Consider the following 26,326-nt stretch of genomic DNA (forward strand, 5'->3'; position numbering starts at 1 on the left):
GAACACAGCGCCGGAGCCCCGCCCTGCCCAGCCCGATCCCCCCTCAAAACCCCAACCCACAACCACTCATCAACCAGCCACACGAAAGATCGAGGTTAGGTCCTGTCTGGTGATCCAGACAGGAACCTAGTCGGTGGGTGCGGTGAACTCCACGACCGTGCCGTGCGGGTCGTTGACGGCGAGCCGGACGGTGCCGCCGAGGGACTGGGCCCGCTCGGTGAGGTTGCGCAGACCGCTGCGCCGGGTGCTGGAGCCGATGCCGATGCCGTCGTCCGAGACGCGCGCGACGACCTGGCCGTCCCCGACGGTGACCTCCACGAGCGCATTCTGGGCGTTGGCGTGCCGGACGACGTTCGACAGCGATTCCCGCACCACCGCGAGGATCTGCGGCCGGACGGAGGCCGGCACGCCGGTGTCGATCGGTCCGGTGCAGATCAGCCGCGGACGGAAGCCGAGACCTTCGGCGTACTCCGAGACGAGCGCCTGGAGGTCGCTGCGCAGCGAACTGGACTCCGGTGCCTGCTGCAGCTCGAAGATCGCGGCCCGCAGGTCGTGGATGGTGGTGTCGATGTCCTCGACCGCACGGCCGAGACGCTCCTGGTGCTCGGGGCGGGCCATCCGGTGCATGCCCTGCAGTTGCAGGCCGGTCGCGAACAACCGCTGGATGACGAGGTCGTGCAGGTCGCGGGCGATCCGGTCGCGGTCCTCGAGGACGGCGAGCATGTCCCGGTCGTGCTGTGCCTGGGCCCGCTCGAGTGCCAGCGTGGCCTGCCCGGCGAACATCCGGACCAGGTCGGCCCCCTCGGTCAGGCGGCTGTTCGCGCCCTGTTCCAGTGCCACCACCAGCAGGCCGCCGGTGTCCCCACCTCCGGCCGGCAGCGGCGCGATGGTCGTCCGGCCGAGCATGGTCGCCTCCGGGAAGCCGGTCAGGCCGCCCACGTCCTTGAGGACCTGAGCGAGGTCCTCGAGCACCACCACCTGCCCGTCGTCGGAGACCACCTGGCGCAGCAAGGGCAGATCGGCCGGCAGCCGGCGGCCGACGTACCGGCCGTATTCCGGCGGACCGTCCACCGCCCGCACCACGAGCTCGTCGTGATCGGCGATGAGGACGGCGCAGACCTGCGCACGGGAGATCTCGCGGGCTCGCTGGGTGATCAGCTGGAGGGCCTGGTCGGCGTCGAACTCGCCGAGCATCAGCTGGGTGATCTCGGCGTTCACCTCGTGCCAGCGCCGGCGTTGCTCGGTGTCGGCGTACAACCTGGCGTTGTCGATCACCACACCGGCGGCCGCGGCCAGCGCGGTGACCGTGCGCACGTCGTCCTCGGTGAAGTCGGCGCCGTCGTTCTTCTCGGTCAGATACAGGTTGCCGTAGGCATGCTCCCGGGTCCGGATCGGGACACCGAGAAAGCTCTTCATCGGCGGGTGATTCGACGGGAAGCCGTACGAGCGGGGGTGTTCGGCGAGATCGTGCATCCGGATCGGCTCCGGGTGCTCGATGAGCAGGCCGAGGATGCCGTGGCCCTCGGGGTACGGGCCGATCGCGGCGATCTCGTCGTCGGTGACGCCGTGCGTGATGAACCGGACCAGTCGCCTGCCGTCCGGCCCCACGACACCGAGTGCGCCGTACCGGGCGCCGGCGAGCTCACAGGCGGCGGAGACGATGCGGTCCAGGGTGCTGTTCAGGTCGAGATCCGCGCCGATGCCGACGACCGCGTCGAGGAGTGCGCGCAGGCGTTCCTGGTACTCCATGATCTCGTCGACCCGGCCGAGCAGCTCCTGCAAGAGCGCATCGAGACGCACCCGGGACAGCCCGGCGTACTCCAGCGCCCCCTCGTCCCAGGTTCCATGTCCCGCCTGCGAGTCGCCCACCACCCGCTCAGCCTAGGGAATGGTGCGTGTCATGGGAAGCTCTTTGCGGTCTAGGCCCCGTCGCGCGGCCGCTTCCCCCAGGGCACGAGACGCCTCCCGTGCACCGATTCGACGCCGACCCGGACCAGTCGCGGATCCTCCATCGGCAGCCAGGAGCGCACCGGCAGGGTGCTCCGCAGTTCGGCGGCCTCGTCGTCGCTGACCACGGACAGGTGACCGATCGCGGTCACCGTCCAGCCGACGTGCCGCTCGAGGTCCACGTCGTCCGCCTCGAACGCCACCACGTCACCCCGTTCCGCGGCCCGGAACTTGTCGCCGCGACCCGAGCTGAACACGACGGTGTCCGCGTCCATGAGGAAGTTGACCAGCCGGACGGCCGGCAGGCCGCCGGAAGTGTAGACCAGACGTCCGATCGGCACGGACTGCAGCAGCCGCAGGCACTCGGCCCGGTCGACGATCTCGAGCCGTGAGTGATCGAAGTGGTGGGTGAGGGTCATCGGAGTGCCTTCCTGGCTGCCTGCAGCAACTCTCGCGAGAACCGGGCGGTGTGCAGTAGGGCCGAAGGTCCCGGACCACCGGGACCTCGTGGTCGGGAGGTTGTCACCGCGGCTGGTGACCTTCGGCCCGTGTGCTCGCGGCAGGTGCGGCGCACGCTGGGCAAATGAGCGTTTTCGGCAGTGGATCGACAGCTTTGGCCCGGGAGCCGTGGTTCCGGCAGCACCCGGCGGCGGCATTGGTCGTCGCGGGGATGCTGTTCGCCTCGGTGTGGGTCGTACGGCTGATCGACGGCGATGCCGTTGACGCGTCGATGCTGCTGTTCACGCTTCCGGTCGCCCTGATCGCGGTCGCGTTCGGGCTGCGCGCCGGCGTTGCCGCGGGTGCGCTGGCTGTGCTGATGGTGGTGACCTGGGTTTTGGCGACCGGCACGGACCTGGGTCCGGTGGGCTGGATCGCTCGCTGCCTGCCCGAGCTGCTGCTCGGGTTCCTGCTCGGCGACGCGTCGGACCGGCTCCGCCGGGCCGAGGCCGAGCGGCGCAAGCTGGAGTCCGGGGCGTTGCTGTACCGCGAGGCGATCGAGATCAACGACTCGCTGGTCCAAGGCATGGCGGCGGCCCGGTGGGCGCTGGAGGCCGGCCGGCCCGACGACGGCCTGAAGACGCTCGAGACCACGATCGTGCAGGCCCAGGACCTGGTGTCCGACCTCATCCGCCAGGCCGGCATGGGCACCTCGATCCATCCGGACTGAGTGCGTTGGAGGAGCGATGACGCAGCCGATGAAGGTGTCCGAGGTGATGACCCGCGAGGTCGTCACGGTGACCGAGGACACGCCGTACAAGGAAGTCGTCGGTGTGCTGGCCGCGCACCACATCACCGCCGTGCCGGTGATCAACGCGTACGGCGGCGTCGGCGGTGTCGTCTCGGAGACCGATCTGCTCCGCAAGGAGGAGTTCCAGGGCTCGCGCCGACGTTCCTGGGCGCTGCGCCGGCGGCAGCGGCAGGCCCGTTCGCGGGCGACCGGTGTGCGGGTCGCCGAGCTGATGTCGCGTCCGGCGGTGACGATCGATCAGACCGCGACGATTCCCGAGGCGGCCAAGTTGATGGCGGCGCGGGGCATCACCCGGCTGGTGGTGACCGACGGTGAGGTGCTGACCGGGATCGTGACCAGGTCCGACCTGCTGAAGACCTTCCTCGAGCCCGACGACCACCTGCTGCAGCGGGTCCGGCGGGAGGTCGTCGTCACCACCCTCGGTGACGCGGCGTCCGGCATCGAGCTCGCCGTCCGGGACGGAGTCGTGACACTGTCCGGCCAGGTCGACCGGCGCAGCACCGCCGAGCTCGCCGGAAAACTGACGGCCGAGGTCGACGGCGTGGTCGGCGTCGACAACGAGCTCAGGTGGGCGTACGACGACACCGAGTCGACGCCGGGTATCACGCCGTCACCCGAGCACCGAAGCCGCCCCTGACCGTCAGGCTCAGGAGCGCCCGGTCGGAACGGGGGAGCGGCTCGGGTACGGGCCGGTGGCGTACCGGTTGACCTCGGCGACGGTGCCGTCGATGTCGCGGATGATGTGGCACAGCCCGTTCCAGCGGGCCACCTCGACGCCGACGGCGATCAGCCGGACCCGGCTGGGGCCGGACGCGAACGGCTCCGGTGAGTCACAGCGGCGCGTGTGCCATGCGCCGTTCTCGTAGTACGTCTCGACATCCGCGTGCAAGTCGGTGCCGTCCTCGGGGGCGGCGGCTTCGTGCGTGGTCATGGGCCTGGTCTCCTGATCGGAGTTCTGACGCAGCCCCAGACCGGGCCAGAGGGGATCGACGGGGTCTCAGCAGCACTCTGCAACATCGTCGCGGCCGGGCAGTGGGCCGAAAGTCCCGAGATCGCCGGGCATCGGTCCCGACCTCCGTGATCGCCTGAGATCGCCTGAGAGTGCCCGTGTTCGCCTGTGTTCGTTGGTGATCGGAGGCGGCGAACGACGGGCGCAGGCAGCAAGTCACAGCCTGTTCGGGCACCGTACGAGGTGGTACTGTCAGGCCCCAACTAGGGGCCCCGGACCCGGCACCTGCTGCGTGCACAGGGGGTCCTATGTTCGTTTCGTCCGATCGTTCGCTGCTTCCCGCGAATGCGGCGTTCCCGCCCGGCGCGACGCGCCGTCGAATGGTCCCGGCCCGGTCGCCGCAATGGGTCGTCGTCTGGGTCCTGCGATCGGTCGTCGATCCGGACTGGATGCCGGCGTCGGCAGCCGCCGAGCTGGTCGAGCGGATCCCGGACCCGGCCGTCCTCCGGCGTGCGCACGCGCAGCTGCGCAGCGTCACCCGGCATCGCAGCACCGTTCGCCAGTCGCGAGCGATCGCCACCCTCGACCTGGCCCTCGACCTGGCCGCAGGCCGCAGCGACGACAGGCAGGGGTGAGCACGATGACCTCGGTGTACCTGGACCGGCTGGCGCGCTCGACCCGCTTCGACGCGTGGCGGACCGAAGAGCTGACGGCCGCGCTGGCCTCGCTGGACGCCGAGATCGACGAGCGATGGTCGCCGCGGCAAGGCGGGCCGAGGGTCCTGAACATCCGGCTCCAGATCTATCGGCAGCGCCTGCAACGCGAGCTGGACCAACGCGCTGCTGACGGGAGCGGGTGATGTCCCACTGAACTCCGCACTGAGCGTGCGGGAACGCCGGGTCGCCGGACGAGGCTCCTCTCTTCGTCCGGCAACGGAGGGGAGCCCGGCGAGGTCGGCTTCCGTTCCGCTGCACAGCAAACGGCGCACGTGCAGCGGAACGGGGGCTCGGCTGCGCGGACCTAGCCGGGACGGGTCGAGGTGAGGGCCAGCGTGCCGTCGAGTACGGCGGCCGCGACGTCGGCGAGGCGGCGTCCGTTGTTGCGCGCGTACTGCCGCAGCACCGTGAAAGCGTCGTCGAGGCTGAGGCCGAGCCGCTCGGCGAGGAGCCCTTTCGCCTGTTCGATCAGCACCCTGCTGTCCAGGGCCCCCTGCAACTGGTCGGCGCGGGTCTCGTGCTGGGTCGAGTGGTGCGCCTCCACGCCGAGCGCGGCTGTGCTCGCCAGCATCTGCCCGGCCTCGAGCGAGCCCTCGGAGAGGGCGCCGGGCTTGCTCAGGAACATCGTCAAGGACCCGATGGTCCGCCCCGGCAAGGGCATCGGGAAGGCGTGCACCGCCCGGATGTCCCGGCGCCGCGCCGCGGGCGCGAAGTGGGGCCACCGGGTGTCGGCATCGGTCAGATCTGGGCAGTCCACCCGCGAACCGCTGCCGTAACTGTCATGAGCGGGTCCTTCGGCGGCCCGGTACTCCAGCTCCTGCAGGCGGCGTGCCGCGCCGGACGAGGCTGCGACGACGTCGAGGGCGCCGTCGCGGTCGGCGAGCATCAGCGCGGAGGCTGTCACACCGGGCGACTCCGCGCACCGCGCCGTGAGCCAGGCGAGGGCGTCGACCAGATTCTCGTCCGTCACGAAGCGGGCGACCAGGCCGTGCGCCGTGACACAGGCGTACTCGGCTTCACTCATTGGGGATTCTCCCCTCCTGCACGTCCAGCCGCAGGCGCTTCTCGACGATCCGCCGAGCCACGTCGGTGACCTATTCGTCGTGCGCGAAGGCCCGGGCCCTGACCAGGATCAGTGCGTCCTCGACACTGCAGTCGCACTGAGCGGCGACCATTCCGACGGCCTGATGGAGGACCAGCCGGTGGTTGGGCGAGTCGAGTACGTTCGCGGCGCCGGCGGTCTCGCCCACCTCCAGCAGCCGGGCGAGACACTCCTCGGTCAGGAGCATCGTATGGGTGAGCGCGTCGGCGAACTCCTCGAGCTCGCCGACGAGCGGCTCGGCGGCCGCCGGGCCGGGCGGATCGAACACCGAAAGCGCGCCGATGCATCGCTCCGGCGGTCCGAGCGGAACGGCGGCGAGCGAGCGCACGCCGAGGGCGGCGATCGCGGGTGAGTAGTACTGCCACCGATGCCGCAGTGACTGCGCGGCCACGGACACCGGCCTGCCGGTGGCGGTGGAGTCGTGCACCGGTCCTTCCCCGAGCGTGAGCTCCAGGTCCTGAGCGGCCGCCGCGAGCGGGTCGGAGGAGATCACCGAGGCCTCGATCTGCCGCGAGTCCAGCAGCGTGATCCCGGCACTCGGGGTCCCGAGCAGCTCCGCGACCGTCGAGATCAGCCGCGGACGTTCGGCCTCCAAGGCGTCCGGCGAGATCCATCGGCCGAGCCTGCGGATGTGCGCGTCGTGCAGTTTGGCAGCCGTCAGATGCCGGTCTTCGCTGCGGCGGTGGAGGCGGGCCAGCCGCTCGTGGACAGCGCGCATCGTGTCCGGTCCGGTGGTCACGAGCTCTTCGTGCCGCCGGGCGATCGTCGCGGCACGACCTGCTCGGGCGCGCTCGAGCTCGGCCTGCTCCCGAGCGGCTCCGATCCAGGCGGTCAGCCCATTCGCCACGTCGCGATTCTAGTCCTGTTCCCCGGCTTCCTGGAGGTCCTCCATCAGCAGGACCACGCCTTCTGCCTGACTGTCCAGCGGTGAACAGATCACTGAGCACCTGATCCGGCGGCCCCGGCGGTTCACGGCGATCAGGTCGACCGGATCTGTCCGGCGACCGGAGGTCAGGCAGCGTTGCACGACCTCCACGAGCGCATCCGTCGGTAGCCCGAAGTCGAGCTGGAAGAACGGCTGCCGCTGGACCTCGTCGCTGCGCAGTCCCCAGAGTTCCTCCGCGCCGCGGTTCCAGCTGCGCACCCGGAGTTCTCCGTCGAGCACCACCACCCCGGCGGCCACGCTCGCGAGCACACCTTCGAGGAAGGTCCGGGCCTCGTCGAGCTCGGTACTGCGGATCCGGATCTCCTCGTTCATCGTCTCGAGCTCTTCGTTGCCCGACTGGAGTTCTTCGTTGGTGGTCTCCAGTTCCTCGTTCGTGGACTGGAGCTCCTCGTTGGTGGTCTCCAGTTCCTCGATGCTGGACTGGAGTTCTTCGTTGGTGGTCTCCAGTTCCTCGTTCGTGGACTGCAGCTCCTCGTACGCGGTCTCCAGGTCCTCCCGGTTGCGTTTCACCTCCAGCTGCAGCCGGGTGAGGGTGGTGGTGTCGACGAACGCGACGGACGATCCGACGACCATGCCGTCGTCGGCGGCCAGTGGCTGGACGATGATGTCGAGATACTGCACGTCCTGGTCGGACGACCGGCGTTCCACGCCGTTCACCCGGACGGTGCGGCGCTCGGAGTGTGCCTGCTCGATCAGCGAGCGCAGCTCGGTCGGCCGGTAGGAGACCTCGAGGTCCCGCAGCGGCCGTCCGACGTCCTGGGAGGTGAGCCCGAACTGCGCTCTGGCCTGACTGTTCACCTGGGTGATCGCGCCGTCGAGATCGAGCGCGATCATCGCGTTCGGCGCCGTCTCCAGGACCAGGTCGCGCAACTGCCGCTTGCGGGCGGCGTCGCGTCGCTCGCCACCCGTCGGCGCGGTCAGCTTCAGCGGGTTGGGCTGGTGCGGCGGCTCGGCGCGGCCTGCCCGCCGGCGGAAGACCCGCTGACGCATGCTGACGATGTCGAACCGCTCGCCGTCGGACAGCAGCATCTCGGCTTTGCCGAGGAACAGGTAGCCCTCCGGGCGCAGGGCGAAATGGAACCGGTCGATGATCTGCGACTGTGCTTCCACGTTGAAGTACATCAGCGTGTTACGGCACACCAGCAGGTGCAGCCGGGAGATAGGGGCGTCCCGGGTGATGTCGTGGCGGCCGAAGATGACCCTGCGGCGCAGGTCCGACCGGAAGACGAGACGGGATCCGCTCTGCTCGAAGTACAGCTCGCGCAGGTCCTCGCGCAGGTCCTCGGGAAGCGCCTCGAGTGCCTTCTCGGAGTAGGCGCCGGTGCGGGCCTCGCGCAGGGCCTCCTCGTCCACGTCGGTGCCGTAGATCTTGACCCGCCGGGCGCACTCCTCGATACCCAGTGCCTGCGCGAACATGATGGCCAGCGAGTACGCCTCCTCGCCGCTGGAGCATCCGGCGCTCCAGATCCGGATCTCCTGGTCGGCCTCGGCGCTGCCCAGCAGCTCGGGAATGATCTCCTGCTGCAGATAGGACCAGCTCTCGGTGTCGCGGAAGAAGCTGGTGACGTTGATCAGGATCGTGTTGAACAGGAACCCGAACTCGTCCGCGCTGGTCTCCAGCAGGTCGCGGTAGTCCAGGTACTCCGCGATCCCGACGTCGTGCATGCGTTTGCGGACCCGGCGAGCCAGCGAGGACCGCTTGTAGCCGGTGAAGTCGAAGCCGCGCGCGTCCCGGATGAAGGCGAGCAACTGCTCCAGGTCGGGATCCACGCCGTCGTCGGTGTCGTCCGGCATCACACGCTCCTCGCGTCGACCAGGGCGACGATGACGCCCGCGATCTCGTCCAGCGGCAGCACGAAGTCGACCGATCCGGTGCCGACCGCCGCGTCCGGCATGCCCCGGAACTCCGCCGACTCCGGATCTTCGACGATCACCGTGCCGCCTCGTGATTTGACCGCACTCACTCCCATCGCCCCGTCGCTGCCGGATCCTGTCAGGAGGCAGGCTATCGCCCGCGCACCGTAAGCCCCGGCCACCGACTCGAACAGCAGATCGGCCGACGGCCGCACGAAGTGCACCAGTTCGCTGCTCGACAACGTGAATTCGCCGTTGCCGCCGACGAGCAGGTGCCGATTGGGCGGCGCCACGTACACGGTCCCCGGACGTGCCTGCTCACCCGCCTCGGCGAGCTTGACCTCCAGGGCGGTGCGCCGCCCGAGCACGTCGGCGATCACGGTCTCGTGGCGCGGGTCGAGATGCTGGACGACCACCACCGGCACCGAGAGGTTCGCCGGGAGCGCGCCGAGCACGAGGCCCAGAGCCCGGATGCCGCCGGCGGACGACCCGATCGCGACGATGTCGAACGGATCACTGTGCTCCCGCAGCGGGGGCTCCGGCGACTGGTTCATGAGCTCGTGCGACAACTGGGGAACACCTTCCGAGCCTAGCCGATCCGGGGCGTTCGGCGGCGGTATGCCGGCCGCGGAAACAAGGCCTTTCGGGCGCGTCACGCGGGGAGGGTCCAGCGGTGGCTGTCGCCGGGCTTGAGTTGCCGCGTCCGACCGAAGCAGCGGACGGCGACGGCCGGGCCCGGCCCGGGGTCGATCGTGACGGCGACGGTTGTGCTCGTGATCGTGACCGTCGTGCGGTGCCCGCGGTAGCGCAGCACCATCTCGAGTGCGCCGAGTCTGGCGGGCCAGTGCGGGCGGAAGCGCAGGACGCCACCGGTCGTGGTGAGTCCGGTGAAGCAGCGTTGGACGAGGTCCGCGGCTCCGGCCATCGCCGCGAGGTGCACGCCCTCGGCGGTCGTGCCGGTGCGGAGTGCGTCGCCGGCGTCGCTGTGCAGGGCCTGCTCGAGAAACGCGAGGGCGCGATCGGGGTCGAGGGCCGCGAGCCCCCACGCGTGGACGACGGCGCTCAGCGACGAGCCGTGGCAGGTCCGCGCGAGGTAGTACTCCACGGTCTTCCGGACGATTTCGGCGGTGAACGGGTACCCGAGCCGCTCCATCAGCGCGCGCAGGTCACGCCGGGGGAGCAGGTACAGCAACATCAGCACATCGGCCTGCTTGGACACCTGGTACGTCGTCACGTCGCGTCCCTCGGCCTCGAGGATCCTGTCGAGGCGCCGGATGTCGCCGTACCGGTCCCGGTACTGCGGCCAGTCGAGTTCGGTGAGCTGTTCGTAGCCTTCGAACTGGCTGATGACACCGTCGTGGAAGGGCACGAACATGCGGCGGGTGAGCTCGTCCCAGCGGTTGCGTTCCTCCTGCCGCAGGCCGAGCGACTCGATCAGCTCGGTACGTCGCCAGGCCGGGAGCAGGTCAAGGGCACGCGCGGCGACGCCGAACAGCCAGACGGCCATGACGTTGGTGTAGGCGTTGTTGTCGATGCCGGGTTCGGCGTGACCCGGGTGCGCGGTGTGGAACTCGTCGGGACCCATCACGCCGCGGATCACGTAGCGGTCCCGGCCCACGTCGTACTCGGCGAGCGCCGCGAAGAAGCGGGCGACCTCGACGATGACCTCGGCGGCGTGATCGGACAGGAAGTCCGTGTCGCCGGTGGTCTCGACGTACTGCCACATCGAGTAGGCGACGGCCAGGCCGACGTGCCGCTGCCGGAACGACACGTCGTCGGTCCAGTGGCCCGAGAGCGGGTTCAGGTGCACACGCTGGCTCTCCTCGCGCCCGTCGGAGGCGGACTGCCACGGGAACATCGCGCCCTGGAGCCCGATCTGCCGCGCCGCGAGCCGGGCCGCGGGTAGCCGTCGGCAACGGTAGAGCAGGAGTGCACGGGTCAGTTCCGGCAGGCGCAGCGTGAGGACCGGGAAGACGAACAGTTCGTCCCAGAAGACATGTCCGCGGTACGCCTCGCCGTGCAGACCACGAGCCGGTACGCCGGCGTCGCTGTCCGGGCTGTGCGGGGACACGGTCTGCAGCAGGTGGAAGATGTTCAGCCGGAGCGCGGCCGGCGTCCCGTCGTACGCCTCCTCGAGTTCGACGCTGAAGCGCCGCCACAGCTGCGACCAGGCCAGCACGTGACGCTCGAGGAGATCACCGAGACACGGCGCACTCCGCAGGGCGAGCTCGGTGGCCAGTTGCGGTTCGGAGATCCCCACGTCGCGCGAGCCGTGGATCGCCGCGATCTTCTCGGCGCCGACCGTGTCGCCCGGCGTCACCGCGACCGTGAGTTCGGCGTACGCCGAGGTGTCGTCCGTGCGGGTGGTCCACCCCTCCAGGACCGACCCGTTCCGGGCGGCGGCGAGCCGGGTGCCGACGCAGATCCGGTGCCGTGACTGGGTCGTCGCGGCCGTCACGATGAGGTTGCCGTCGGCAACCACCGGCGCGACGCGGGTCAGGTGCCTCGCGGCCAGCTTGCGGTATCTCTCGACGCCGGCGTTCGTGACGTTGCCGTGCACCGCGGATCCGATCCGGAGCCGGCCGGACCAGTTCACCGCGGTGACAGCGAGCGTCTGCCCGGCCAGGTGCGGGTCGGCCATGCTGACGAAGCGGCGTTCGACGCCACGGATCTCGCGCCCGGCCGGGTCCCGCAGCCGGAACCGGCGGGTCACCACCCCGCGGGCGACGTTCACTTCCAGATCGTGGTCGAGCACCTCGGTGGTGTCGGGCGTCCACCAGTCGCCGTCGTCGGCGGCGAACGTGAGCGGCAACCAGTCGGGCAGGTTGACCAGGCTCTCGTTCTCGAGGGCGATGTCGCCGATCGTGTCCGTCAGGCGGTTGTAGTACCCGGCCAGGTACGTCCCGGGGTAGTGATGGTCGCCGGCCACCGATCCCGCCCACGCCCCGCGGGTGGCGAAGTACCCGTTCCCGGTGGTGCACAGCGCCTCCCGGCGGCGCTCGTCGGCCGGGTCGTAGCCGCCGAACGCCAGGACCCAGTCGGTCACGGCGCCCGTGTCACGTCCGCGCATGGCCATCAGCGGGCCACGTAACCGCCGTCGATGTACAGCTCGAGACCGGTGACGAACGACGCGTCGTCGCTGGCCAGGTAGGCGACACCGGCCGCGACCTCCTCCGGCCGGCCGAGGCGTCCCATCGGCGTCAGCTGGGTCATCACGTCCCAGAACGGCGTGTTCCGGGTCGAGTCCAGGATCGGGGTGTCGATGAACCCCGGATGGATCGAGTTGACCCGGATGCCGTCGGTCGCCCAGTGCAGCGCGGCGTTCTTGGTGAGGGTCCGGACCGCGCCCTTCGCCGCGTGGTACGCCGGCGACGTACCGAAGCCGCCGCTGGTGCCGAAGATCGAGCTGATGTTGATCACCGACGCGTGGCCGGACGCCTTCAGGTACGGCGCGGCGGTGCGCATCCCGAGGAAGACACCGGTCTGGTCGACGTCGATGGTGTGCTGCCAGTCCTTGAGCGTCGTCTCCTCGATCGTCGCCAGATCGCCCATACCGGCGTTGTTGACGAGGATGTCGATACCGCCGAACGCCTCGGCGGCGAGCTCGCAGACTGCCTGCCAGTCGGTTTCACTCGCGACGTCGTGGCGGGCGAACCGGGCCCGTGCCCCGGAGTCCCGCAGGCCTTCGGCCACGGCCTCACCGGCATCCACCGCGATATCGGTCAGCAGCACGGCCGCACCTTCGGCCGCGAGCCGCCAGGCGGTCACCTCGCCGATGCCGCTCGCCGCACCGGTCACCAGCGCGACCCGATCATCAAGCCTGCCCATGTCATCGGTCCCTTCCGGTAGCTCCTACGGCTTCAGGCTCGCAACGGCCCGGGCGCGCGGGCAGGTCCGTTGGACCCCGAAGCCGGGACATTGGTCCCTGTCGCACAGCTTCGGGGCGAAGGTCCCGGGCCGGTCGGGACCTTCGGCCCTTCGACGGGCCCAGCCTCCGCAGTGCACTGGAAGTGGCGAGGAGGACCCGGCGGAGCCCCGGTCCCGCGAGCGGATCACCGCAACGGACGCCGAGGCTTCGGACCACCAGGGAACCGGATCCTCCTCGTCATGTTGGGCCCTGTCCGACGGGCAGCGAACAACGTGTCGGAGAGCGGGTTCAGGGGCGCGCCGCTCCAACCACCGGGCGCCGTGCGACCGTCACCTCACCGGCCGCACGGCGCCCGACCGGCTTTGCGCTGTTGGGGGTGGGTTCGATGACGAATCCGGTGATTCATTTCGAGATCGGCGGTCACGATCTCGCGCGGACGACGGCGTCATGAAGCGCCGGGCCACGATTGCGGTCGGCGTGGACGGGAGCTGGGCCGACAACGGCGCTGTGGACTGGGCGCTGCACGAGTCGGAGCTGACCGCGGCCCCGATCCGCGCGTTGCACGTGATCGACGACCGGCCGCCGCTCGGGGCGTACTTCGACTTCCCCGGCGCCGACGCCGCGGCCAACGCTCTGGTCCGCGAGGTCTGTGCGTATCTCGATCATCACGACCGTCCGGGACTGCACACCGGCTTGGTGCTGTCCGGTCCGCCGGCGCACACGTTGGCGGGTGCCGCCGGCCGGGACCGGATGCTCGTGATCGGGCGGCATGGCCACGGCGTCCTCAGCCGGTTGCTGATCGGGTCCACCGCCGAGGCCGCGGCCCACGAGTCCGAGACCGCGGTGGTCGTCGTACCGCCGAAGTGGCGGCCCGGTGACCCGCAGGCGCCGGTCGTGGTCGGCGTGGACCGGCTCGATCGCTGCGCGGCGGCGGTCGACTTCGCCGTCCGGTTCGCCGCCGAACGGGACGCTCCGATCCGCCTGGTGCACGTCTGGGACGTCTCCAAGACGTCCACCCGCGACGAAGCGGCGGTGCTGCCGCCGGCCGAGATCGCGCGGATCCACCACAGCCGGCGCATGGACGAGATCCTCGGCCGGTGCCGCGGCGAGCACCCCGGCGCCAGGTTCCGGACCGAGCTCAGACGCGGTCAGCCGGTCGCCGCCCTGACCGATGCCGCCACCGAGGCCGGTGCCCAACTGCTGGTTGTGGGCGGACGTGTGCACGGCCGCGTCCGAGCGATCCTGCCAGGTGGAACCGCCCACGGCATCCTGCTCCGCGCACCCTGCCCGGCCGCGTTCGTCCATCAGCACGAGAGGCCGCACTAGGGGAGGTGGTCGATCACCGGCTCCCGACGCGCCTGGTCTATCTGGACAACCTCAAGGTCGTCCTGATCGCCGTGATCATCGCGCTCCACGCGGTCCTCGGGTACGCCGGGATCGTGGAGGCGTGGACGTACTCCGAACTGCGTGAGGTGACGCTGAACCCGGCGCTCGAGATGACCCTGCTCGTGCTGGTCAGTCCGTTCGGGTTCTTCCTGATCGCGTTGCTCTTCCTGGTGGCGGGGCTGCTGACACCGCCGTCGTACGACCGCAAGGGCGCGCGGCGGTTCGTCACCGACCGGTTGCTGCGCCTCGGCGTACCGTTCGTCGTCTACGTCTTCGTGGTGCAGCCGAGTCTCGTGTACGCCGTCGCGCATCCGCTGGGGCACGCGCCAGGTTCCTTCTGGGACGAGTATCTCGGGGCGGAGCGGCAGATCGACACCGGACCGTTGTGGTTCGTCGGTGTGCTGCTGATCTACTCGCTCGGGTACGCCGTCTGGCGCCGTCGGGGGAGCGCACACCGCGCCGCACGTGGGATCACGCTGAAGACTCTGACGCTGACTGCGCTCGTCGTCGCGCCGCTGTCGTTCGCCGTCCGGCTGGTCTACCCGTACGGCTCGGAGAGCGGCTTCTCCGACCTGAACCTGTGGGAGTGGCCGGCCTGCGTCGCGGTGTTCGCACTGGGCATCGCCGGCTCGCGGGACGGCTGGCGCGAAGTGGTCCCGGCAGACATAGCTCGGCGATCCCGGGTGGTGACTTTGCTCGCGGCCGGCGCGATGGCGGCGCTGCTGCTTCTTGCCGGCGCACTGGACGCCGTCGAGGAGGTGCTCGGAGGCCTGCACTGGCTCGGGGGACTCTTCGCGGTCGTCGAGGCGATCCTGACCGTCTTCGGCTCGGTGTGGCTGTTGAGCGTGGCCCAGCACCGGCTGGCTCGGCAGTATCGGTGGAGCCCGGCGCTGAGCCGGAGCGCCTACGCGGCCTTCATGCTCCAGACCGTCTTCCTGCTCGCGCTCGCCGTGGTTCTGCGCCCTGTCGACCTCCCCGCCGAGGTCAAGGCGCCGATAGTCGCGGTCGGCGGTATCGGCGCCTCGTTCGGCGCTGCCTGGCTCCTGATCAAGAAGGTGCCGGGCGTTTCACGGATCCTCTGACAGCGGGGCTCCCGTCAGAGGGTGCTCAGGCGGCTGACTTGGACGCCGATGACGCCGCGGACCGTGCCGGCGAGGACTTCGGCGAGGTGGCGTTCGCGGGGGTCGCTCGGGCCGATCACGGTGACGATGCCGTCCTGCACCTGGACCTGCCAGTCCGGGCCTTCCGGCTGCAGCAGCTCGGTCACCTCGGCCTGGACGCGGCGGTCACGACCGGCGAGCAGGTGGACCACGTCACTGCGGCTGATCATCCCGACGACCCGGTCGTGCTCGACCACCGGCAGGCTCTTGACCATCGTCGAGCGCATCAGGTCGATCGCCGCCTCGAGCTCCTCGTCGGGCCGCACCGTCACGACCAGATACGTCATGACCTCGGCGACCCGGCGCGGCGGCGTCGGGCCCGGCAGCCGTACGACGGTGACCGGGACGCGGTCGCTGATCAGGTTCTCCTCCTCGACCAGGTCGGCCTCGCTCACGATCCCGACCAGCGCACCGTGCCGGTCGAGCACCGGCAGCGCGGTGATCTTCGCCTCGTCCATGAGCTGCAGCGCCGACGAGATCGGGGTCTCCGGCGCCACGGCGACGACCTCTTTGGTCATCAGCTCCCGGATCAGCATCGCCCTCACCTTCCTCCGTCCACCAGATCTTGCGCCCAGCGTCCCCCGCACTGTGGCGCACCAGTAGGGCGAGAGGTCCCGCCGCGCGAGGTACGACGACCCTGGATGACGGCCGGCCGAACCGGAGGTCTGCGTTCTGTCCGGTCAGCGTTCTGTCAGGTCAGCGGCCGAGGAGTCTGCCGAGCCAGCTGCCGCCGCTCCCCTCGGCCTTGGGGTGGCCGGGGCACCACTGATCGGCGGGGACCATCGCCTTCACCTGGGCGACGTGCTGGCCGCAGCCTGCCCAGGTCGTCTTGGCGCAGGTCTTGCAGTTGACGGGTCGGCACATGGGTTCTCCTTCGGGGTGAGTGATACGTCAGGCGTCCGGCCCGACGAGGTGCAGGCCGGCCTTGGCCGCGTTTTCGAACTGGTCGTCGACGGCGACGAGTTTGCGTCCGGCGGCGTCGAGGATCGAGGCGGCGATGGAGGCGCGGTAACCGGCGGCGCAGTGCACCCACACCTCGCCGGGCGGGACCTCGGCCAGTCGCCGTACGAGTTCGTGGACGGGGATGTTGACCGCGTCCTGGATTCGGGCGGCGTGGTGTTCCTCCGCGCGTCGGACGTCCAGGACGACGACGTCGCGGTGGTGCCGGACCTGCTCCAGGTCGGCGAAGGTCGCCGTCGGGAACGACACCGGGACGTCGGGCGTCCAGTCCTGCGGTCCGCCGGTCGCGTGCGCGGCGGGGCGGTCGATGCCGATGCGGACGAGTTCGCGCTGGGCTTGGGCGACGTCGGCGGCCGTGTCGCCGAGCAGGGTGAGCGGGGTGCCCCACTCGATCAGCCAGCCCAGGTAGGTCGTGAAGGACCCGTCGAGCCCGAAGTTCAGTGTGCCGGGTGCGTGCCCGGCGGCGAATGCGGTGCGGGTGCGCAGGTCGACGACCCATTCGCCGGCCTCGATTCGGCGCCGCAGTTCGGTGGCGTCGGCCCGCTTGGGCAGGGAGAGGTCGGGTGCGCCGGGGCCGGCGGCGTTGGCGGGTGCCATGTGCACGTAGTACGCGGGCCAGGCGCCGAGCCCGGCCAGCAGATCACGTACGTAGTCCTGTTCGTTCTTGGTCAGGACGGGGTTGGCGCGTTTCTCCTGCCCGATGGTGGATTCGGTGGCCTCGGACTGGGTCGCGGAGCAGAACGAACCGAACCCGTGGGTGGGGTAGACGCCGGTCGAGTCGGGCAGCACATCGACGAGCTTGTGGGCCGAGGCGTGCTGGTGACGGACCAGGGCGTCGGTGTGTTCCGGGCCGAGCAGGTCGGGTCGCCCGGTGGCGCCGTACAGCAGTGAGCCGCCGGTGAACACCGCGATCGGCTCGTCGCCGTGGCTGAGTGCGTAGGCCAGGTGGGTGAAGGTGTGTCCTGGTGTGTGGATCGCCCGGACCCGCATCCGGGTGCCGATGTCGATGGTGTCGCCGTCGTGGATCGGGGTGCGGTCGAAGCTGACCTGGTCGTCGGCGTTGACCAGGTACGTCGCCCCGGTCGCCTGCGCCAGTGCGAAGCCGCCGGTGACGTAGTCGTTGTGAATGTGGGTCTCGAAGACGTGGGTCAGCCGGACACCGTCGGCGTCGAGCAGGTCGAGGACGCGGTCGATGTCGCGCTGCGGGTCGACGACGAACGCCACCGTGCCGTCGTGCACGAGGTAGCTACGGTCGCCCAGCGAGGCGGTGTCGATCACCCGAACGGTCACGCGGGGGAGCGGTGCGGTGTGCTGCTGGTCGGCGGCGGTGTCTGGCATCGAGGATCCTTTCCCTGCTCGCATCCCCCTAGGGGGATCTGTCGCTACCGTAACACATCCCCCCGGGGGGATGTAGACTGAGGACTCCGACGCTGGGAGAAGGAGCACCGATGGAGCTCGAGGCCGCCGAGATCAAACCTGTCATCGCGCGGATGAAGCGCGCCCACGGCCACCTGGGCAGTGTGATCCGGATGATGGAGGAGGGGGCGGACTGCGAGGCGGTCCTCACCCAGCTCGCCGCTGTCAACAAGGCGCTGTCCCGCGCCGGCTACGCCGTCGTCGCGACCGGCCTGCAGCGCTGCCTGACCGACGAGGACAGCGACGTCGACGTGGCCAAGATGGAGAAGCTCTTCCTCGCCCTGGCCTGACCTCCGGCTTGACGCAGCCGTGGGCCGTCCGGCCCCGATGTCGGGCCGTTGGCCCCTGCTACGGCCTCCCCCACGAGCCGGACGCTCGTGGGGGAGGTGGTCATGCCTGGTGTGGAGACATCGCCTGTCCGCGGCTTGCCGGTTGCGGAGGCGGCGCGAAGGCTCGCCGCCGACGGTCCGAACGAGCTGCCCGCACCCCGTCGTACGGCGGCCTGGAAACTGCTCGCCGGTCAGCTGACGCATCTGTTCGCGGTGATGTTGTGGGTGGCGGCCGCGCTCGCCCTGGCCGGCGGGCTGGCGCCGCTGGCGATCGCGATCGTCGTGATCATCGTCCTGAACGGGGTCTTCGCGTTCGCCCAGGAGTACCGCGCCGACCGCGCCGCCGAGCGGCTGCGTGACCTGCTGCCGGTCCGGGCGCAGGTGATCCGCGACGGCGAGGTCAGGTCCGTCGACGCGAGCCAACTGGTCCGCGACGACCTGGTCCTGCTCGGCGCCGGAGCCCGGGTGTCGGCCGATCTGCGCCTGGTCACGGTGCACGCCCTGGCCGTGGACGAGTCGATGCTCACCGGTGAATCGGTCCCGGTCCGCCCGGGTAGCGGCGACCAGGTGTACGCCGGAACGTTCGTCGTGCAGGGCGAAGCCGAAGCGGTGGTGACCGCGGTGGCCGGCCGGACCCGGCTGGCCGGGATCCAGTCGCTGACCGAGAGCGCGGTACGGCGCCCCAGTCCGCTGACGATCGAGCTGCACCGACTGATCCGGGTGATCGCGGTCATCGCCGTGACCGTCGGCGCCTCGTTGACGGCGGTGTCACTGGTGCTGGGTCTGAGCGCCACCAAGGCGTTCCTGTTCGGGGTCGGAGTGATGGTGGCGCTCGTCCCCGAGGGCCTGCTGCCGACCGTCACGCTGTCGCTGGCACGTGGCGCGCAGCGGATGGCGCACGGCAACGCGCTCGTACGGCGCCTGGACGCGGTCGAGACGCTCGGCGCCACGACGTTCGTCTGCACCGACAAGACCGGGACGCTGACGTTGAACCAGATGGAGGTCCTCGACGTCTGGACGCCGCACGGATCCGTGCTGATGCACGGTGACGGCTACGACCCGGACGGCTCGGCCGAAGGCGGTTCTGCCGCGATCGACGCGGCCGCGCGGGCCGCCCGGTCGGCCGTCGCCTGTGTTCGCGGCCGTGCGGTGCGGTCGAAGAACGGGTGGGCCGCGGAAGGCGATCCGATGGAGGTCGCGCTGGACGTCCTCGCGCGGCGCCTCGGGGTGGCGCCGGTGCGTCCGGAGGCGATCACGCACCGGGTCACCTTCACCAGCGAGACGCGGTACAGCGCTGTGGTTGCCGATGGCAACACGATGGTGATCGGCGCGCCGGACGCGCTGCTGCCGTACTGCCGCACGAACGGCGCCGCCGCGTCGGCAGTCGGCGACCTGGCCGGTCAGGGCCGGCGGGTGCTCGCGGTGGCGGAGGCGTCCGGGGTGCTCGTTCGCGACGGTGACCTGGACCTGCGGCCGGACGCGCTCGACCTGCTGGCTGTGGTCGGCCTCGAGGACCCGCCACGACCGGACGTCCACACCGCGCTGAGCGCCTGCCGGCAGGCCGGGGTCCGGATCGCGGTCGTCACCGGTGACCACGCGGCGACCGCGGAAGTGATCGCGCGCGAGGTCGGCCTGCTCGGGCCCGGCGGGCTCGTGGTCTCGGGTGAGCAACTGCCCGCCGACGACGGGCCGCTCGGCGAACTGCTCGACCGCGACGACGGCGTAGTGGTCGCCAGGGTGACGCCCGCCGACAAGTTGCGGATCGCCCGGGCGCTGCGGGCACGCGGGCATGTCGTCGCGATGACCGGGGACGGCGTCAACGACGCACCGGCGCTCCGGGAGGCCGACGTCGGCGTCGCGATGGGGGCCTCGGGCAGCGACGTGGCCCGCGCGGCGGCCGACCTGGTGCTGCTCGACGACCACTTCGCGGGCATCGTGACCGCGATCCGGCTGGGCCGCGCCACGTTCTCGAACGTCCGGCGTTTCCTGACCTATCACCTGGCCGACAACGTCGCCGAGCTGGCGCCGTTCGTGGCTTGGGCGCTGTCCGGCGGGTCGGTGCCGCTGGCGATCGGCGTACTGCAGGTGCTCGCGCTGGACATCGGGACCGACGTGCTGCCCGCGCTCGCGCTCGGTGTCGAGCGGCCCGGCCCGCGGGTGCTCGACGGCCCGGCGCGGCATCGCCGGCTGGTGGACCGCGGTCTGCTGACCCGGGCGTTCGGCGTGCTGGGGATGACAGAGGCCGTGGTGGCGATGTCGGCCTTCCTGCTCGTGCTGCGCGGCCACGGATGGACCTTCGGGACCGAGCCGGCGGCGGCCGCGCTCGCGGTCGCCTCCGGTACGGCGTTCGCGGTGATCGTCATGATGCAGATGGCGAACGCGCTGGCCTGCCGGAGCGAGCGCAGCACGATCGTGGAGATCGGCCTCACGACGAACAGGCCGCTCCTGGTCGCGCTCGTCGTCGAGCTCGGCCTGCTGATGGTGTTCCTCGGCGTACCGCCGGTCGCGGACCTGTTGGGCGGCGGCTGGCCGTCGTACCAGGGCTGGCTGTTCGCCGCGGCCGGCGCGCTGGTCCTACTGCTCGTCGACAGTGCCGCCAAGCTGGTCCGCCGGCGTCGATGACGGTCGGGGGCTCAGCTCGTCGACTCTGCCGGCCGGGACGCGTTCGATGCGGGTCCAGCCTTTCCAGCCTCGCTCTTCCAGCAGCGCCAGCACCCGTTCCGCGCCGGGGGAGGCCTCGAGGACGGCGGTGTCCATCAGCGTGACCAGGCTGTCGTCGAGTCCGTACGAACCGGTCTCACCGGCCTGGACGGCGGCGACCATGATGCGCTCCAGGATGTCGACGATCTCCACGATCCGTGGGTCGTCCAGGGACCAGTCGAGGGCCTCGTTCACGATGCGGTAGAGCTTCAGCATCTCGGGATGCTGCAACGCCTCGTGCTTCTTGACGATCACCGCGTCGATCTGGTCCGGGACCTGGGCCGCGACCATGATCCAGGCGTCCCGCTCCATCTCGACGTACTGCTCCTTCATGCCGAGACCGCGCAGCCGGTCGAGGTAGTCGACGACGCTCTGCGGCAGGGCCAGCTGGTCGCCGGCGGCGAGCTTGGCCAAACGCCTGCGGGTGTCCTGCAGCCGCCGGACCTCGGCGCGCAGCTCCTTGTCGATCTCCTCGACGCCGCCGGAGAACTCGTCCGGGGCGGCGTCGAGTAGCTCCTGCACCCGCGCCAGCGGTACGCCGGCATCGGCGAGCGTGCGGATCCGGATCAGGCGGACGACCGCGGCAGCGTCGTAGGAGCGGTACCCGGACCGGTCACGGCCGGGCTCCGGCAGCAGCCCGATCTTGTGATAATGCCGGACCGCCCGCACCGTCACCCCGGCGTACGCCGCGAGCCGGCTGATCGTGAGCATGCGTCACAGCCTGCCTCATGCGACCTTGCGGCGATAGGCGGCCATCGCGACGACGTACGCCACGACCAGGACGCCGACGCACCACGCCAGCGCGGTCCAGATGCCGTCGCCGACCGGCTGCCCCGCGAACAGCCGGCGGATCGTGTCGACGATCGACGTCACCGGCTGGTGCTCGGCGAACCAGCGCACCGGTCCGGGCATCGTCTGCGTGGGCACGAACGCCGAGCTGACGAACGGCAGGAAGATCAGCGGGTACGCGAACGCGCCCGCACCCTCGACGGTCGACGCGGACAGCCCGGGAATGACGGCGATCCAAGTCAGGCCAAGCGTGAACAGGAACAGCATGCCGGCGACCGCGAGCCAGTCCAGCACGCCCGCGTCCGAGCGGAAGCCCATCAGCAGCGCGACCGCGACGACGACCACCAGCGAGATCAGGTTCGCCACCAGCGAGGTGACGACATGCGCCCAGAGCACGCCGGACCGGCCGATCGGCATCGACTGGAACCGTTCGAAGATCCCGCTCTTCAGGTCCATGAAGATCCGGAACGCGGTGTAGGCGACGCCGGACGCGACCGTGATCAGCAGGATCCCCGGCAGCAGGTAGTTCACGTACGCGCCGGCCCCGGTGTCGATCGCGCCGCCGAACACGTAGACGAACATCACCATCATCGCGATCGGCGTCAGCACGGTGGTGATGATCGTGTCCGGGCTGCGGGTGACGTGCCGGAGCGTCCGGCCGGTCAGCGCGCCGACGTCGCTGAGGAAGAAGGTGCTCATGATCGGGCCTCGTTGCTCGTGATGGCGAGGAAGACTTCCTCGAGGGACGGCTGCTTCTCGACGTACTCGACCTTGGCGGGCGGCAGGAGCTGCTTGAGCTCGCCGAGGGTGCCGGCGACGATGATCAGGCCGTTGTGCAGGATCGCGATCCGGTCGGCGAGCTGCTCGGCCTCCTCCAGGTACTGCGTGGTGAGCAGCACCGTCGTTCCGTGGCCGGCCAGCTCCTGGACCGTGTGCCAGACCTCGATCCGCGCCTCCGGATCGAGTCCGGCGGTCGGCTCGTCGAGGAAGATCACGGGTACGTCGCCGATCAGGCTCATCGCGATGTCCAGCCGGCGGCGCATCCCGCCCGAGTACGTGGCCACGCGCCGGCCGGCCGCATCGGTGAGCGCGAAGCGGCGGAGCAGCTCGTCGGCGACCGCGCCGGGGTCCGGGACGTGCCGCAGTTTCGCGACCAGGACGAGGTTCTCCCGGCCGGTGAGGATCTCGTCGACGGCGGCGAACTGGCCGGTGAGGCTGATCGACCGCCGGACGTCGGCCGCCTGTGTGGCGACGTCGAAACCGTTGACCTCGGCCGTGCCCGCGTCGGCCGCGAGAAGTGTCGAGAGGATCCTGATCGTGGTGGTCTTGCCCGCACCGTTGGAGCCGAGCAGGGCGAAGATGCTGCCGCGCGCGACGTCGAGATCCACGCCGCGGAGTACCGGTTTCTGTCCGTACGACTTCTGCAGGCCCTGTACGTGGATCGCCGGGCCGGCGGTCGATGTCACTGTCATACCGGAAGCGTGCAGGGTTGACCCTGCGTCAAGGTCAAGCCGTCGCGACCGGGCTGTTATTCGATTGACGATGCCGGCGACGGACTGGTCTGCTGTCAGGACGTGCGCCGGGTGGGCCGGCGCGGACCGGAAGGAGGAAGGCCATGTCTGTCCTGTCCCGTAGCTTTGCTCTGAAAGGTCTTTCGGTTTGGCATTCGCACGTTCGTTCAGCTGTGAACACTGCGGCGTAGAGGTTTCCCTCGACGCCCCTGGAACCACCCATCGCAACCATTGCCCGAGTTGTCTGTGGTCGCGGCATCTCGACCGCAACGTGCCGGGCGATCGCAAGGCCGACTGTGCCGGCGGCATGGAGCCGATCGCGGTCACGGTCCGCGGCGAGGGCCGCTGGGTCCTCATCCACCGGTGCACCAACTGCGGCCGGCTCCGGCTCAACAAGACCGCCGGTGACGACAACGTCCTGCTCCTGATGCGGCTCGCGGCGCTGCCGCTGACGATGCCGTTCGTCCCGTTCGCCGCCGAGCCCGGCACCAACGGGAACGGCAACGGTTCGCAGCCGGCCGGTCGCAAGCCGAGAGCGCGCAAGGCCAAGGCGGCCGTGCAGCCCGACGGGACGTGATGCGGGCGGGTCTGGGCGGTGCCGGTCGCCCGGACCTGCTGCTTTACTGAGGATGTGCGTCCGTCGGGTGCGGTCGCGGTGCTGGTGGCCGCGGTCCTTGGACTGACCTCGTGTACGTCGTCACGGCCGGACAAGACGGCGTCCATCGAGTGGGGGGACTGCGCGGGCGTCACCGACGTACACGCAGCGAATCTGCCTGCGGAGCGGTCCGCCCGGCTCGAGTTCCGCTGCGGTGCGGTGGACGTCGACCTCGACCCCGCCCATGCGGAGGCCGGAACGCTCGCGGTCCAGCTCATCCGGATCCATCAGTCGGGCGGTGCCGGGAAGGAGCCGCTGCTGCTGATCGCCGGCGGTCCCGGTCAGTCCGGGGTGGAGTACGCCGCAGTCGCGGCCGGGCTGCTGCCGGAGGCGCTTCTGGACCGGTTCGACCTGATCGGCTTCGATCCCCGCGGCGTCGGCCATTCGCAGCAGATCCGGTGTGGGCACAAGGATTCGGACCCGCCCGGGTTGCCGGATCTGCTGACTCCCACGGGTTACACCCGGGCTGCGGACACGATGCGCGCGAGGACCGCCGAGTGCGCGACAGCACTGGGGTCCAAGGCGGCGCTGTTCAGCACGACCGCGACCGCGGTCGACATCGACCGCATTCGCTCGGCCCTCGACCGGCCGGCGTTGACGTACCTCGGCTGGTCCTACGGAGCCAAGCTCGGCGCGGAGTACGCCCGCCTGTACCCGGACAACGTGCGCGCGGCCGTACTCGATGCCCCGAGCAACCCACGGACGACCTGGATCGAGACCGTCGAGCGTCAGGTCGCGGGCTTCGAGGACGCCTTCGACCAGTTCGCCGCCTGGTGCGCGAGCCATGACAGGTGCCGTGCCCTCGGCGCCACCCGCGGCTTCGTCACCGACCTGGTTCGCAGAGCCGAGAAGTCGCCCATCCCGAGCGGGAGGCCGGGTGACGAGGAACCGACGTACGGCACCGACGTGCTCGACGCGGTGGTCGGCGCGCTGTACGACGACGCGCGCTGGCCGGATCTCGCCGACGGGCTGGCGGAGGCCACGGCCGGCGACTCGGGCACGCTGCGGGACCTGGCCGACGCGGCCCGCAGCGGGGAGGACGCCGCGGACGCGCAGCTCGTGATCAACTGCAACGACAGCGCGCCCGGGCCGACCGAGACCGAGATCAGGGCGGCCGGGGCGCGCTTCGCCCAGCAGTACCCGCTGTTCGGGGTGTGGCTGTCATGGTTCTTGTTCGGGTGCACGTTCTGGGAGCCGGACCGGCACACCCTGCAGCCGCCGGTCGCTGCCACCGAACACCCGATCCTCGTGGTCGGTACCCGTCACGACCCTGCCACGCCGTACAGCGGAGCGGTGGACATGGCGTCCGGCCTGGGTACTGCGCAACTGCTGACCTGGGAAGGCCAGGGCCACGGCGCGGTCGGGCGCAACGCGTGCATCACCCGGCTCGTCACCGACTACCTGGCCTCCCTGACGATCCCGCCCCGCAATACCCGCTGCGCGGCCTGACCGCCGTCAGGTGGTGAGCAGGGTGGCGAGGGTCGTGCGGGCCCGGGCGACCCGGGACCGGACGGTGCCGACCGGGCAGCCGAGCTGGGCGGCGGTCTGGGCGTACGGAACGCCGGCGAGCTGGGTGAGGACGAAGACTTCGCGGCGGTCGCCGGGGATCTTGTCGAGCAGCTCGGTCAGCGCGATGCGGTCGTCGAAGCCGGGCAGGTCCCGCGGCTGGCTCTGCTCGGCGGCGAGCTGCCAGTCGTACCGGGAGATTCTCGGCCGGGCCGCCCTGCGGCGCAGCTCGTCGGCGACGGCACGCCGGGCGATGGACAGCAACCACGTCCGCGCCGACGAGCGTCCCTCGAAGCGGTGCAGGCTCTGCAACGCCCGCAGGAACGTCTCCTGGGTGAGGTCGTCGGCCGCGTGCGGGTCGGCGCTCAGGTGCGCGACATACCGGCGGACATCGTGGTGGAGCGTGCGGATGAAGTTGTCGAGGGCAACGAGGTCGCCGTCGCGGGCCGCGAGGGCCAGGTGGGTCGAGTTTTCGTCGAGCAAGGCAGAAGCCATGGCTTGAGTCCTTCGGAAGTCCAGGATCCGGCGGCGCACGGCAGCGCGCGTCGTCGGTGAGCGGAGGGCCGGGCAGTACCTGCCCGGATGGGTCGTGCTGTCAGAAGGCAGCGGATCCGCGCGGTGGACCTCTTGAAGTGATGGCATGGCCGAGCAGCAGGTCGGTGTACGGCGTGGGGGAGTGGACGGCCTGGATCCGCGGCCGGTGCGCGGTGATCTGTGGTGACGCGAGCAGGCGCAACGGAAGCAGGACCAGACCGGCGACGGATCGCAGGACGGCGAACGCGGCCCGCTCGCCGTACGCGAGCCACAGGCCGCACAGGAGCGCCGCGAGCAAGTGGGCCGCGAGCATGCCGAGCGACGACGTCCCCGTCATATGGCCCGTCGTATGGCCCGTCATGTGGTCGTGCATCGCGGGCGGTGCCGCCATCGACTGCGCCATCGATTGGGCCAGGGTGAACACGGTGTGCAGCGCCGCCTGGGCGACCAGCGTGGCGAGGACGACGAACGGTACGTCGCGCTCGCCGTCGGCCACGATCCACGCGGCGGTCCCGATCGACCCGGCGCCCGCGACCATCGCCCACCACGGGACCGGCGTACCGGACATCAGGACGTGGCCGAGCGCGGCGAGCAGCACGCAGGTGGCCGCGAACATCGCGGCCCGTGCGGCTCGGAACCCCAGGCTCTCCTGCATGGCGGAACCCATGGTCGCATCCCGTCCCAGCGTGTGTCCCACGCCACATGCACCGGCAGGAACCGGACGCGCCGGCGAACCGACTCCTGTTCCG

27 protein-coding genes are annotated in these 26,326 nt (G+C 70.5%); 10 read left to right on the forward strand and 17 right to left on the reverse strand.

Annotated elements, in window-relative coordinates; translation table 11 throughout:
• Positions 1-126: 126 nt before the first annotated feature.
• Both AB0L64_RS30285 and AB0L64_RS30290 read right to left on the reverse strand, forming a co-directional pair.
• Complete coding sequence (locus AB0L64_RS30285) at positions 127-1,872, reverse strand: GAF domain-containing protein (protein ID WP_363715564.1); 1,746 nt, start codon at positions 1,870-1,872, stop codon at positions 127-129.
• A 47-nt stretch (positions 1,873-1,919) separates the two neighbouring features.
• A complete protein-coding gene (locus AB0L64_RS30290; protein ID WP_363715566.1) occupies positions 1,920-2,366 on the reverse strand; it encodes a pyridoxamine 5'-phosphate oxidase family protein in 447 nt (148 codons plus the stop codon).
• Between the two features lie 164 nt (positions 2,367-2,530).
• Here AB0L64_RS30290 and AB0L64_RS30295 point away from each other — a divergent pair, with 164 nt between their 5' ends.
• Together AB0L64_RS30295 and AB0L64_RS30300 are read left to right on the forward strand one after the other, a co-directional pair.
• Entirely contained in the window at positions 2,531-3,115 is a 585-nt protein-coding gene (locus AB0L64_RS30295) for a hypothetical protein (RefSeq protein ID WP_363715568.1), read from the forward strand.
• A 16-nt stretch (positions 3,116-3,131) separates the two neighbouring features.
• The gene (locus AB0L64_RS30300; RefSeq protein ID WP_363715570.1) at positions 3,132-3,833 is read left to right on the forward strand and encodes a CBS domain-containing protein; all 702 of its coding nucleotides are present in this window, start codon (positions 3,132-3,134) and stop codon (positions 3,831-3,833) included.
• Positions 3,834-3,842: 9 nt separating this feature from the next.
• Here AB0L64_RS30300 and AB0L64_RS30305 read toward each other — a convergent pair whose 3' ends face one another.
• Positions 3,843-4,127, reverse strand: coding sequence for a hypothetical protein (locus AB0L64_RS30305; protein ID WP_363715572.1), 285 nt, complete (start codon positions 4,125-4,127; stop codon positions 3,843-3,845).
• 326 nt (positions 4,128-4,453) lie between these two features.
• On the opposite strand from AB0L64_RS30305, the gene AB0L64_RS30310 reads away from it, so the two are divergent.
• Both AB0L64_RS30310 and AB0L64_RS30315 read left to right on the forward strand, forming a co-directional pair.
• A complete protein-coding gene (locus AB0L64_RS30310) occupies positions 4,454-4,780 on the forward strand; it encodes a hypothetical protein (RefSeq protein ID WP_363715574.1) in 327 nt (108 codons plus the stop codon).
• 5 nt (positions 4,781-4,785) lie between these two features.
• A complete protein-coding gene (locus tag AB0L64_RS30315) occupies positions 4,786-5,004 on the forward strand; it encodes a hypothetical protein (protein WP_363715576.1) in 219 nt (72 codons plus the stop codon).
• 161 nt (positions 5,005-5,165) lie between these two features.
• On the opposite strand, the gene AB0L64_RS30320 is transcribed toward AB0L64_RS30315, so the two are convergent.
• The 6 genes from AB0L64_RS30320 to AB0L64_RS30345 all read right to left on the reverse strand — a co-directional run bounded on the left by AB0L64_RS30320 (position 5,166) and on the right by AB0L64_RS30345 (position 12,591).
• The gene (locus AB0L64_RS30320) at positions 5,166-5,885 is read right to left on the reverse strand and encodes a GAF and ANTAR domain-containing protein (protein WP_363715578.1); all 720 of its coding nucleotides are present in this window, start codon (positions 5,883-5,885) and stop codon (positions 5,166-5,168) included.
• A gap of 70 nt (positions 5,886-5,955) precedes the next feature.
• Positions 5,956-6,810: a GAF domain-containing protein gene (locus AB0L64_RS30325; protein ID WP_363715580.1), complete on the reverse strand. Its 855-nt coding sequence runs from the start codon at positions 6,808-6,810 to the stop codon at positions 5,956-5,958.
• Positions 6,811-6,819: 9 nt separating this feature from the next.
• A complete protein-coding gene (locus AB0L64_RS30330; protein WP_363715582.1) occupies positions 6,820-8,703 on the reverse strand; it encodes a CheR family methyltransferase in 1,884 nt (627 codons plus the stop codon).
• On the reverse strand, positions 8,703-9,332 hold the full coding sequence (locus tag AB0L64_RS30335) for a chemotaxis protein CheB (protein WP_363715584.1): 630 nt from the start codon (positions 9,330-9,332) through the stop codon (positions 8,703-8,705). The genes AB0L64_RS30330 and AB0L64_RS30335 overlap by 1 nt, the downstream gene beginning before the upstream one ends.
• An 83-nt stretch (positions 9,333-9,415) precedes the next feature.
• Positions 9,416-11,809, reverse strand: a complete 2,394-nt coding sequence (locus tag AB0L64_RS30340) for a glycosyl hydrolase family 65 protein (RefSeq protein WP_363715586.1) — start codon at positions 11,807-11,809, stop codon at positions 9,416-9,418.
• 29 nt (positions 11,810-11,838) lie between these two features.
• Entirely contained in the window at positions 11,839-12,591 is a 753-nt protein-coding gene (locus AB0L64_RS30345) for a glucose 1-dehydrogenase (protein WP_363715588.1), read from the reverse strand.
• A 487-nt stretch (positions 12,592-13,078) separates the two neighbouring features.
• Between AB0L64_RS30345 and AB0L64_RS30350 the strand changes: the two genes are divergently transcribed.
• Together AB0L64_RS30350 and AB0L64_RS30355 are read left to right on the forward strand one after the other, a co-directional pair.
• A complete protein-coding gene (locus tag AB0L64_RS30350; protein ID WP_363715590.1) occupies positions 13,079-13,957 on the forward strand; it encodes a universal stress protein in 879 nt (292 codons plus the stop codon).
• A 5-nt stretch (positions 13,958-13,962) separates the two neighbouring features.
• A complete protein-coding gene (locus AB0L64_RS30355) occupies positions 13,963-15,099 on the forward strand; it encodes an acyltransferase family protein (RefSeq protein WP_363715592.1) in 1,137 nt (378 codons plus the stop codon).
• Positions 15,100-15,113: 14 nt separating this feature from the next.
• On the opposite strand, the gene AB0L64_RS30360 is transcribed toward AB0L64_RS30355, so the two are convergent.
• The 3 genes from AB0L64_RS30360 to AB0L64_RS30370 all read right to left on the reverse strand — a co-directional run bounded on the left by AB0L64_RS30360 (position 15,114) and on the right by AB0L64_RS30370 (position 17,475).
• A complete protein-coding gene (locus tag AB0L64_RS30360) occupies positions 15,114-15,713 on the reverse strand; it encodes a CBS domain-containing protein (protein ID WP_359928798.1) in 600 nt (199 codons plus the stop codon).
• A 160-nt stretch (positions 15,714-15,873) separates the two neighbouring features.
• Positions 15,874-16,041, reverse strand: a complete 168-nt coding sequence (locus tag AB0L64_RS30365; protein WP_363715595.1) for a hypothetical protein — start codon at positions 16,039-16,041, stop codon at positions 15,874-15,876.
• Between the two features lie 27 nt (positions 16,042-16,068).
• Entirely contained in the window at positions 16,069-17,475 is a 1,407-nt protein-coding gene (locus AB0L64_RS30370; RefSeq protein ID WP_363715597.1) for an MBL fold metallo-hydrolase, read from the reverse strand.
• A 110-nt stretch (positions 17,476-17,585) separates the two neighbouring features.
• Between AB0L64_RS30370 and AB0L64_RS30375 the strand changes: the two genes are divergently transcribed.
• Together AB0L64_RS30375 and AB0L64_RS30380 are read left to right on the forward strand one after the other, a co-directional pair.
• The gene (locus AB0L64_RS30375) at positions 17,586-17,843 is read left to right on the forward strand and encodes a metal-sensitive transcriptional regulator (protein WP_355691135.1); all 258 of its coding nucleotides are present in this window, start codon (positions 17,586-17,588) and stop codon (positions 17,841-17,843) included.
• A gap of 102 nt (positions 17,844-17,945) precedes the next feature.
• Positions 17,946-20,504 (forward strand): cation-transporting P-type ATPase, encoded by a 2,559-nt coding sequence (locus AB0L64_RS30380; RefSeq protein ID WP_363715599.1) that lies wholly within the window; start codon positions 17,946-17,948, stop codon positions 20,502-20,504.
• Here the strand turns inward: AB0L64_RS30380 and AB0L64_RS30385 are convergent.
• Genes AB0L64_RS30385 through AB0L64_RS30395 form a run of 3 tightly spaced genes read right to left on the reverse strand, consistent with a single transcriptional unit; the run spans position 20,457 to position 22,843 of the window.
• Positions 20,457-21,293 (reverse strand): MerR family transcriptional regulator, encoded by an 837-nt coding sequence (locus tag AB0L64_RS30385; RefSeq protein ID WP_363715601.1) that lies wholly within the window; start codon positions 21,291-21,293, stop codon positions 20,457-20,459. The genes AB0L64_RS30380 and AB0L64_RS30385 overlap by 48 nt on opposite strands.
• 15 nt (positions 21,294-21,308) lie before the next feature.
• On the reverse strand, positions 21,309-22,070 hold the full coding sequence (locus AB0L64_RS30390) for an ABC transporter permease (protein ID WP_363715602.1): 762 nt from the start codon (positions 22,068-22,070) through the stop codon (positions 21,309-21,311).
• Positions 22,067-22,843, reverse strand: a complete 777-nt coding sequence (locus tag AB0L64_RS30395) for an ATP-binding cassette domain-containing protein (RefSeq protein ID WP_363715604.1) — start codon at positions 22,841-22,843, stop codon at positions 22,067-22,069. The genes AB0L64_RS30390 and AB0L64_RS30395 overlap by 4 nt, the downstream gene beginning before the upstream one ends.
• A gap of 187 nt (positions 22,844-23,030) precedes the next feature.
• Between AB0L64_RS30395 and AB0L64_RS30400 the strand changes: the two genes are divergently transcribed.
• Positions 23,031-23,459: an RNHCP domain-containing protein gene (locus AB0L64_RS30400; RefSeq protein WP_363715606.1), complete on the forward strand. Its 429-nt coding sequence runs from the start codon at positions 23,031-23,033 to the stop codon at positions 23,457-23,459.
• Between the two features lie 54 nt (positions 23,460-23,513).
• Complete coding sequence (locus tag AB0L64_RS30405; protein ID WP_363715608.1) at positions 23,514-24,986, forward strand: alpha/beta hydrolase; 1,473 nt, start codon at positions 23,514-23,516, stop codon at positions 24,984-24,986.
• A gap of 6 nt (positions 24,987-24,992) precedes the next feature.
• Here AB0L64_RS30405 and AB0L64_RS30410 read toward each other — a convergent pair whose 3' ends face one another.
• Together AB0L64_RS30410 and AB0L64_RS30415 are read right to left on the reverse strand one after the other, a co-directional pair.
• Positions 24,993-25,538: a sigma-70 family RNA polymerase sigma factor gene (locus AB0L64_RS30410; protein WP_363715610.1), complete on the reverse strand. Its 546-nt coding sequence runs from the start codon at positions 25,536-25,538 to the stop codon at positions 24,993-24,995.
• Between the two features lie 100 nt (positions 25,539-25,638).
• Positions 25,639-26,232, reverse strand: a complete 594-nt coding sequence (locus tag AB0L64_RS30415; RefSeq protein ID WP_363715612.1) for a hypothetical protein — start codon at positions 26,230-26,232, stop codon at positions 25,639-25,641.
• Positions 26,233-26,326 lie beyond the last annotated feature (94 nt).

It is taken from the genome of Kribbella sp. NPDC051936, from assembly GCF_040680955.1.
Lineage (GTDB): Bacteria > Actinomycetota > Actinomycetes > Propionibacteriales > Kribbellaceae > Kribbella.

Coding starts and splice junctions, on each gene's coding strand:
- AB0L64_RS30290 (WP_363715566.1), bottom strand. CDS start 2,366: ATGACCCTCACCCACCACTTCGATCACTCACGGCTCGAGATCGTCGAC.
- AB0L64_RS30295 (WP_363715568.1), top strand. CDS start 2,531: ATGAGCGTTTTCGGCAGTGGATCGACAGCTTTGGCCCGGGAGCCGTGG.
- AB0L64_RS30300 (WP_363715570.1), top strand. CDS start 3,132: ATGACGCAGCCGATGAAGGTGTCCGAGGTGATGACCCGCGAGGTCGTC.
- AB0L64_RS30305 (WP_363715572.1), bottom strand. CDS start 4,127: ATGACCACGCACGAAGCCGCCGCCCCCGAGGACGGCACCGACTTGCAC.
- AB0L64_RS30310 (WP_363715574.1), top strand. CDS start 4,454: ATGTTCGTTTCGTCCGATCGTTCGCTGCTTCCCGCGAATGCGGCGTTC.
- AB0L64_RS30315 (WP_363715576.1), top strand. CDS start 4,786: ATGACCTCGGTGTACCTGGACCGGCTGGCGCGCTCGACCCGCTTCGAC.
- AB0L64_RS30320 (WP_363715578.1), bottom strand. CDS start 5,885: ATGAGTGAAGCCGAGTACGCCTGTGTCACGGCGCACGGCCTGGTCGCC.
- AB0L64_RS30330 (WP_363715582.1), bottom strand. CDS start 8,703: ATGCCGGACGACACCGACGACGGCGTGGATCCCGACCTGGAGCAGTTG.
- AB0L64_RS30345 (WP_363715588.1), bottom strand. CDS start 12,591: ATGGGCAGGCTTGATGATCGGGTCGCGCTGGTGACCGGTGCGGCGAGC.
- AB0L64_RS30350 (WP_363715590.1), top strand. CDS start 13,079: ATGAAGCGCCGGGCCACGATTGCGGTCGGCGTGGACGGGAGCTGGGCC.
- AB0L64_RS30360 (WP_359928798.1), bottom strand. CDS start 15,713: ATGCTGATCCGGGAGCTGATGACCAAAGAGGTCGTCGCCGTGGCGCCG.
- AB0L64_RS30365 (WP_363715595.1), bottom strand. CDS start 16,041: ATGTGCCGACCCGTCAACTGCAAGACCTGCGCCAAGACGACCTGGGCA.
- AB0L64_RS30370 (WP_363715597.1), bottom strand. CDS start 17,475: ATGCCAGACACCGCCGCCGACCAGCAGCACACCGCACCGCTCCCCCGC.
- AB0L64_RS30375 (WP_355691135.1), top strand. CDS start 17,586: ATGGAGCTCGAGGCCGCCGAGATCAAACCTGTCATCGCGCGGATGAAG.
- AB0L64_RS30380 (WP_363715599.1), top strand. CDS start 17,946: ATGCCTGGTGTGGAGACATCGCCTGTCCGCGGCTTGCCGGTTGCGGAG.
- AB0L64_RS30385 (WP_363715601.1), bottom strand. CDS start 21,293: ATGCTCACGATCAGCCGGCTCGCGGCGTACGCCGGGGTGACGGTGCGG.
- AB0L64_RS30390 (WP_363715602.1), bottom strand. CDS start 22,070: ATGAGCACCTTCTTCCTCAGCGACGTCGGCGCGCTGACCGGCCGGACG.
- AB0L64_RS30395 (WP_363715604.1), bottom strand. CDS start 22,843: ATGACAGTGACATCGACCGCCGGCCCGGCGATCCACGTACAGGGCCTG.
- AB0L64_RS30410 (WP_363715610.1), bottom strand. CDS start 25,538: ATGGCTTCTGCCTTGCTCGACGAAAACTCGACCCACCTGGCCCTCGCG.
- AB0L64_RS30415 (WP_363715612.1), bottom strand. CDS start 26,232: ATGCAGGAGAGCCTGGGGTTCCGAGCCGCACGGGCCGCGATGTTCGCG.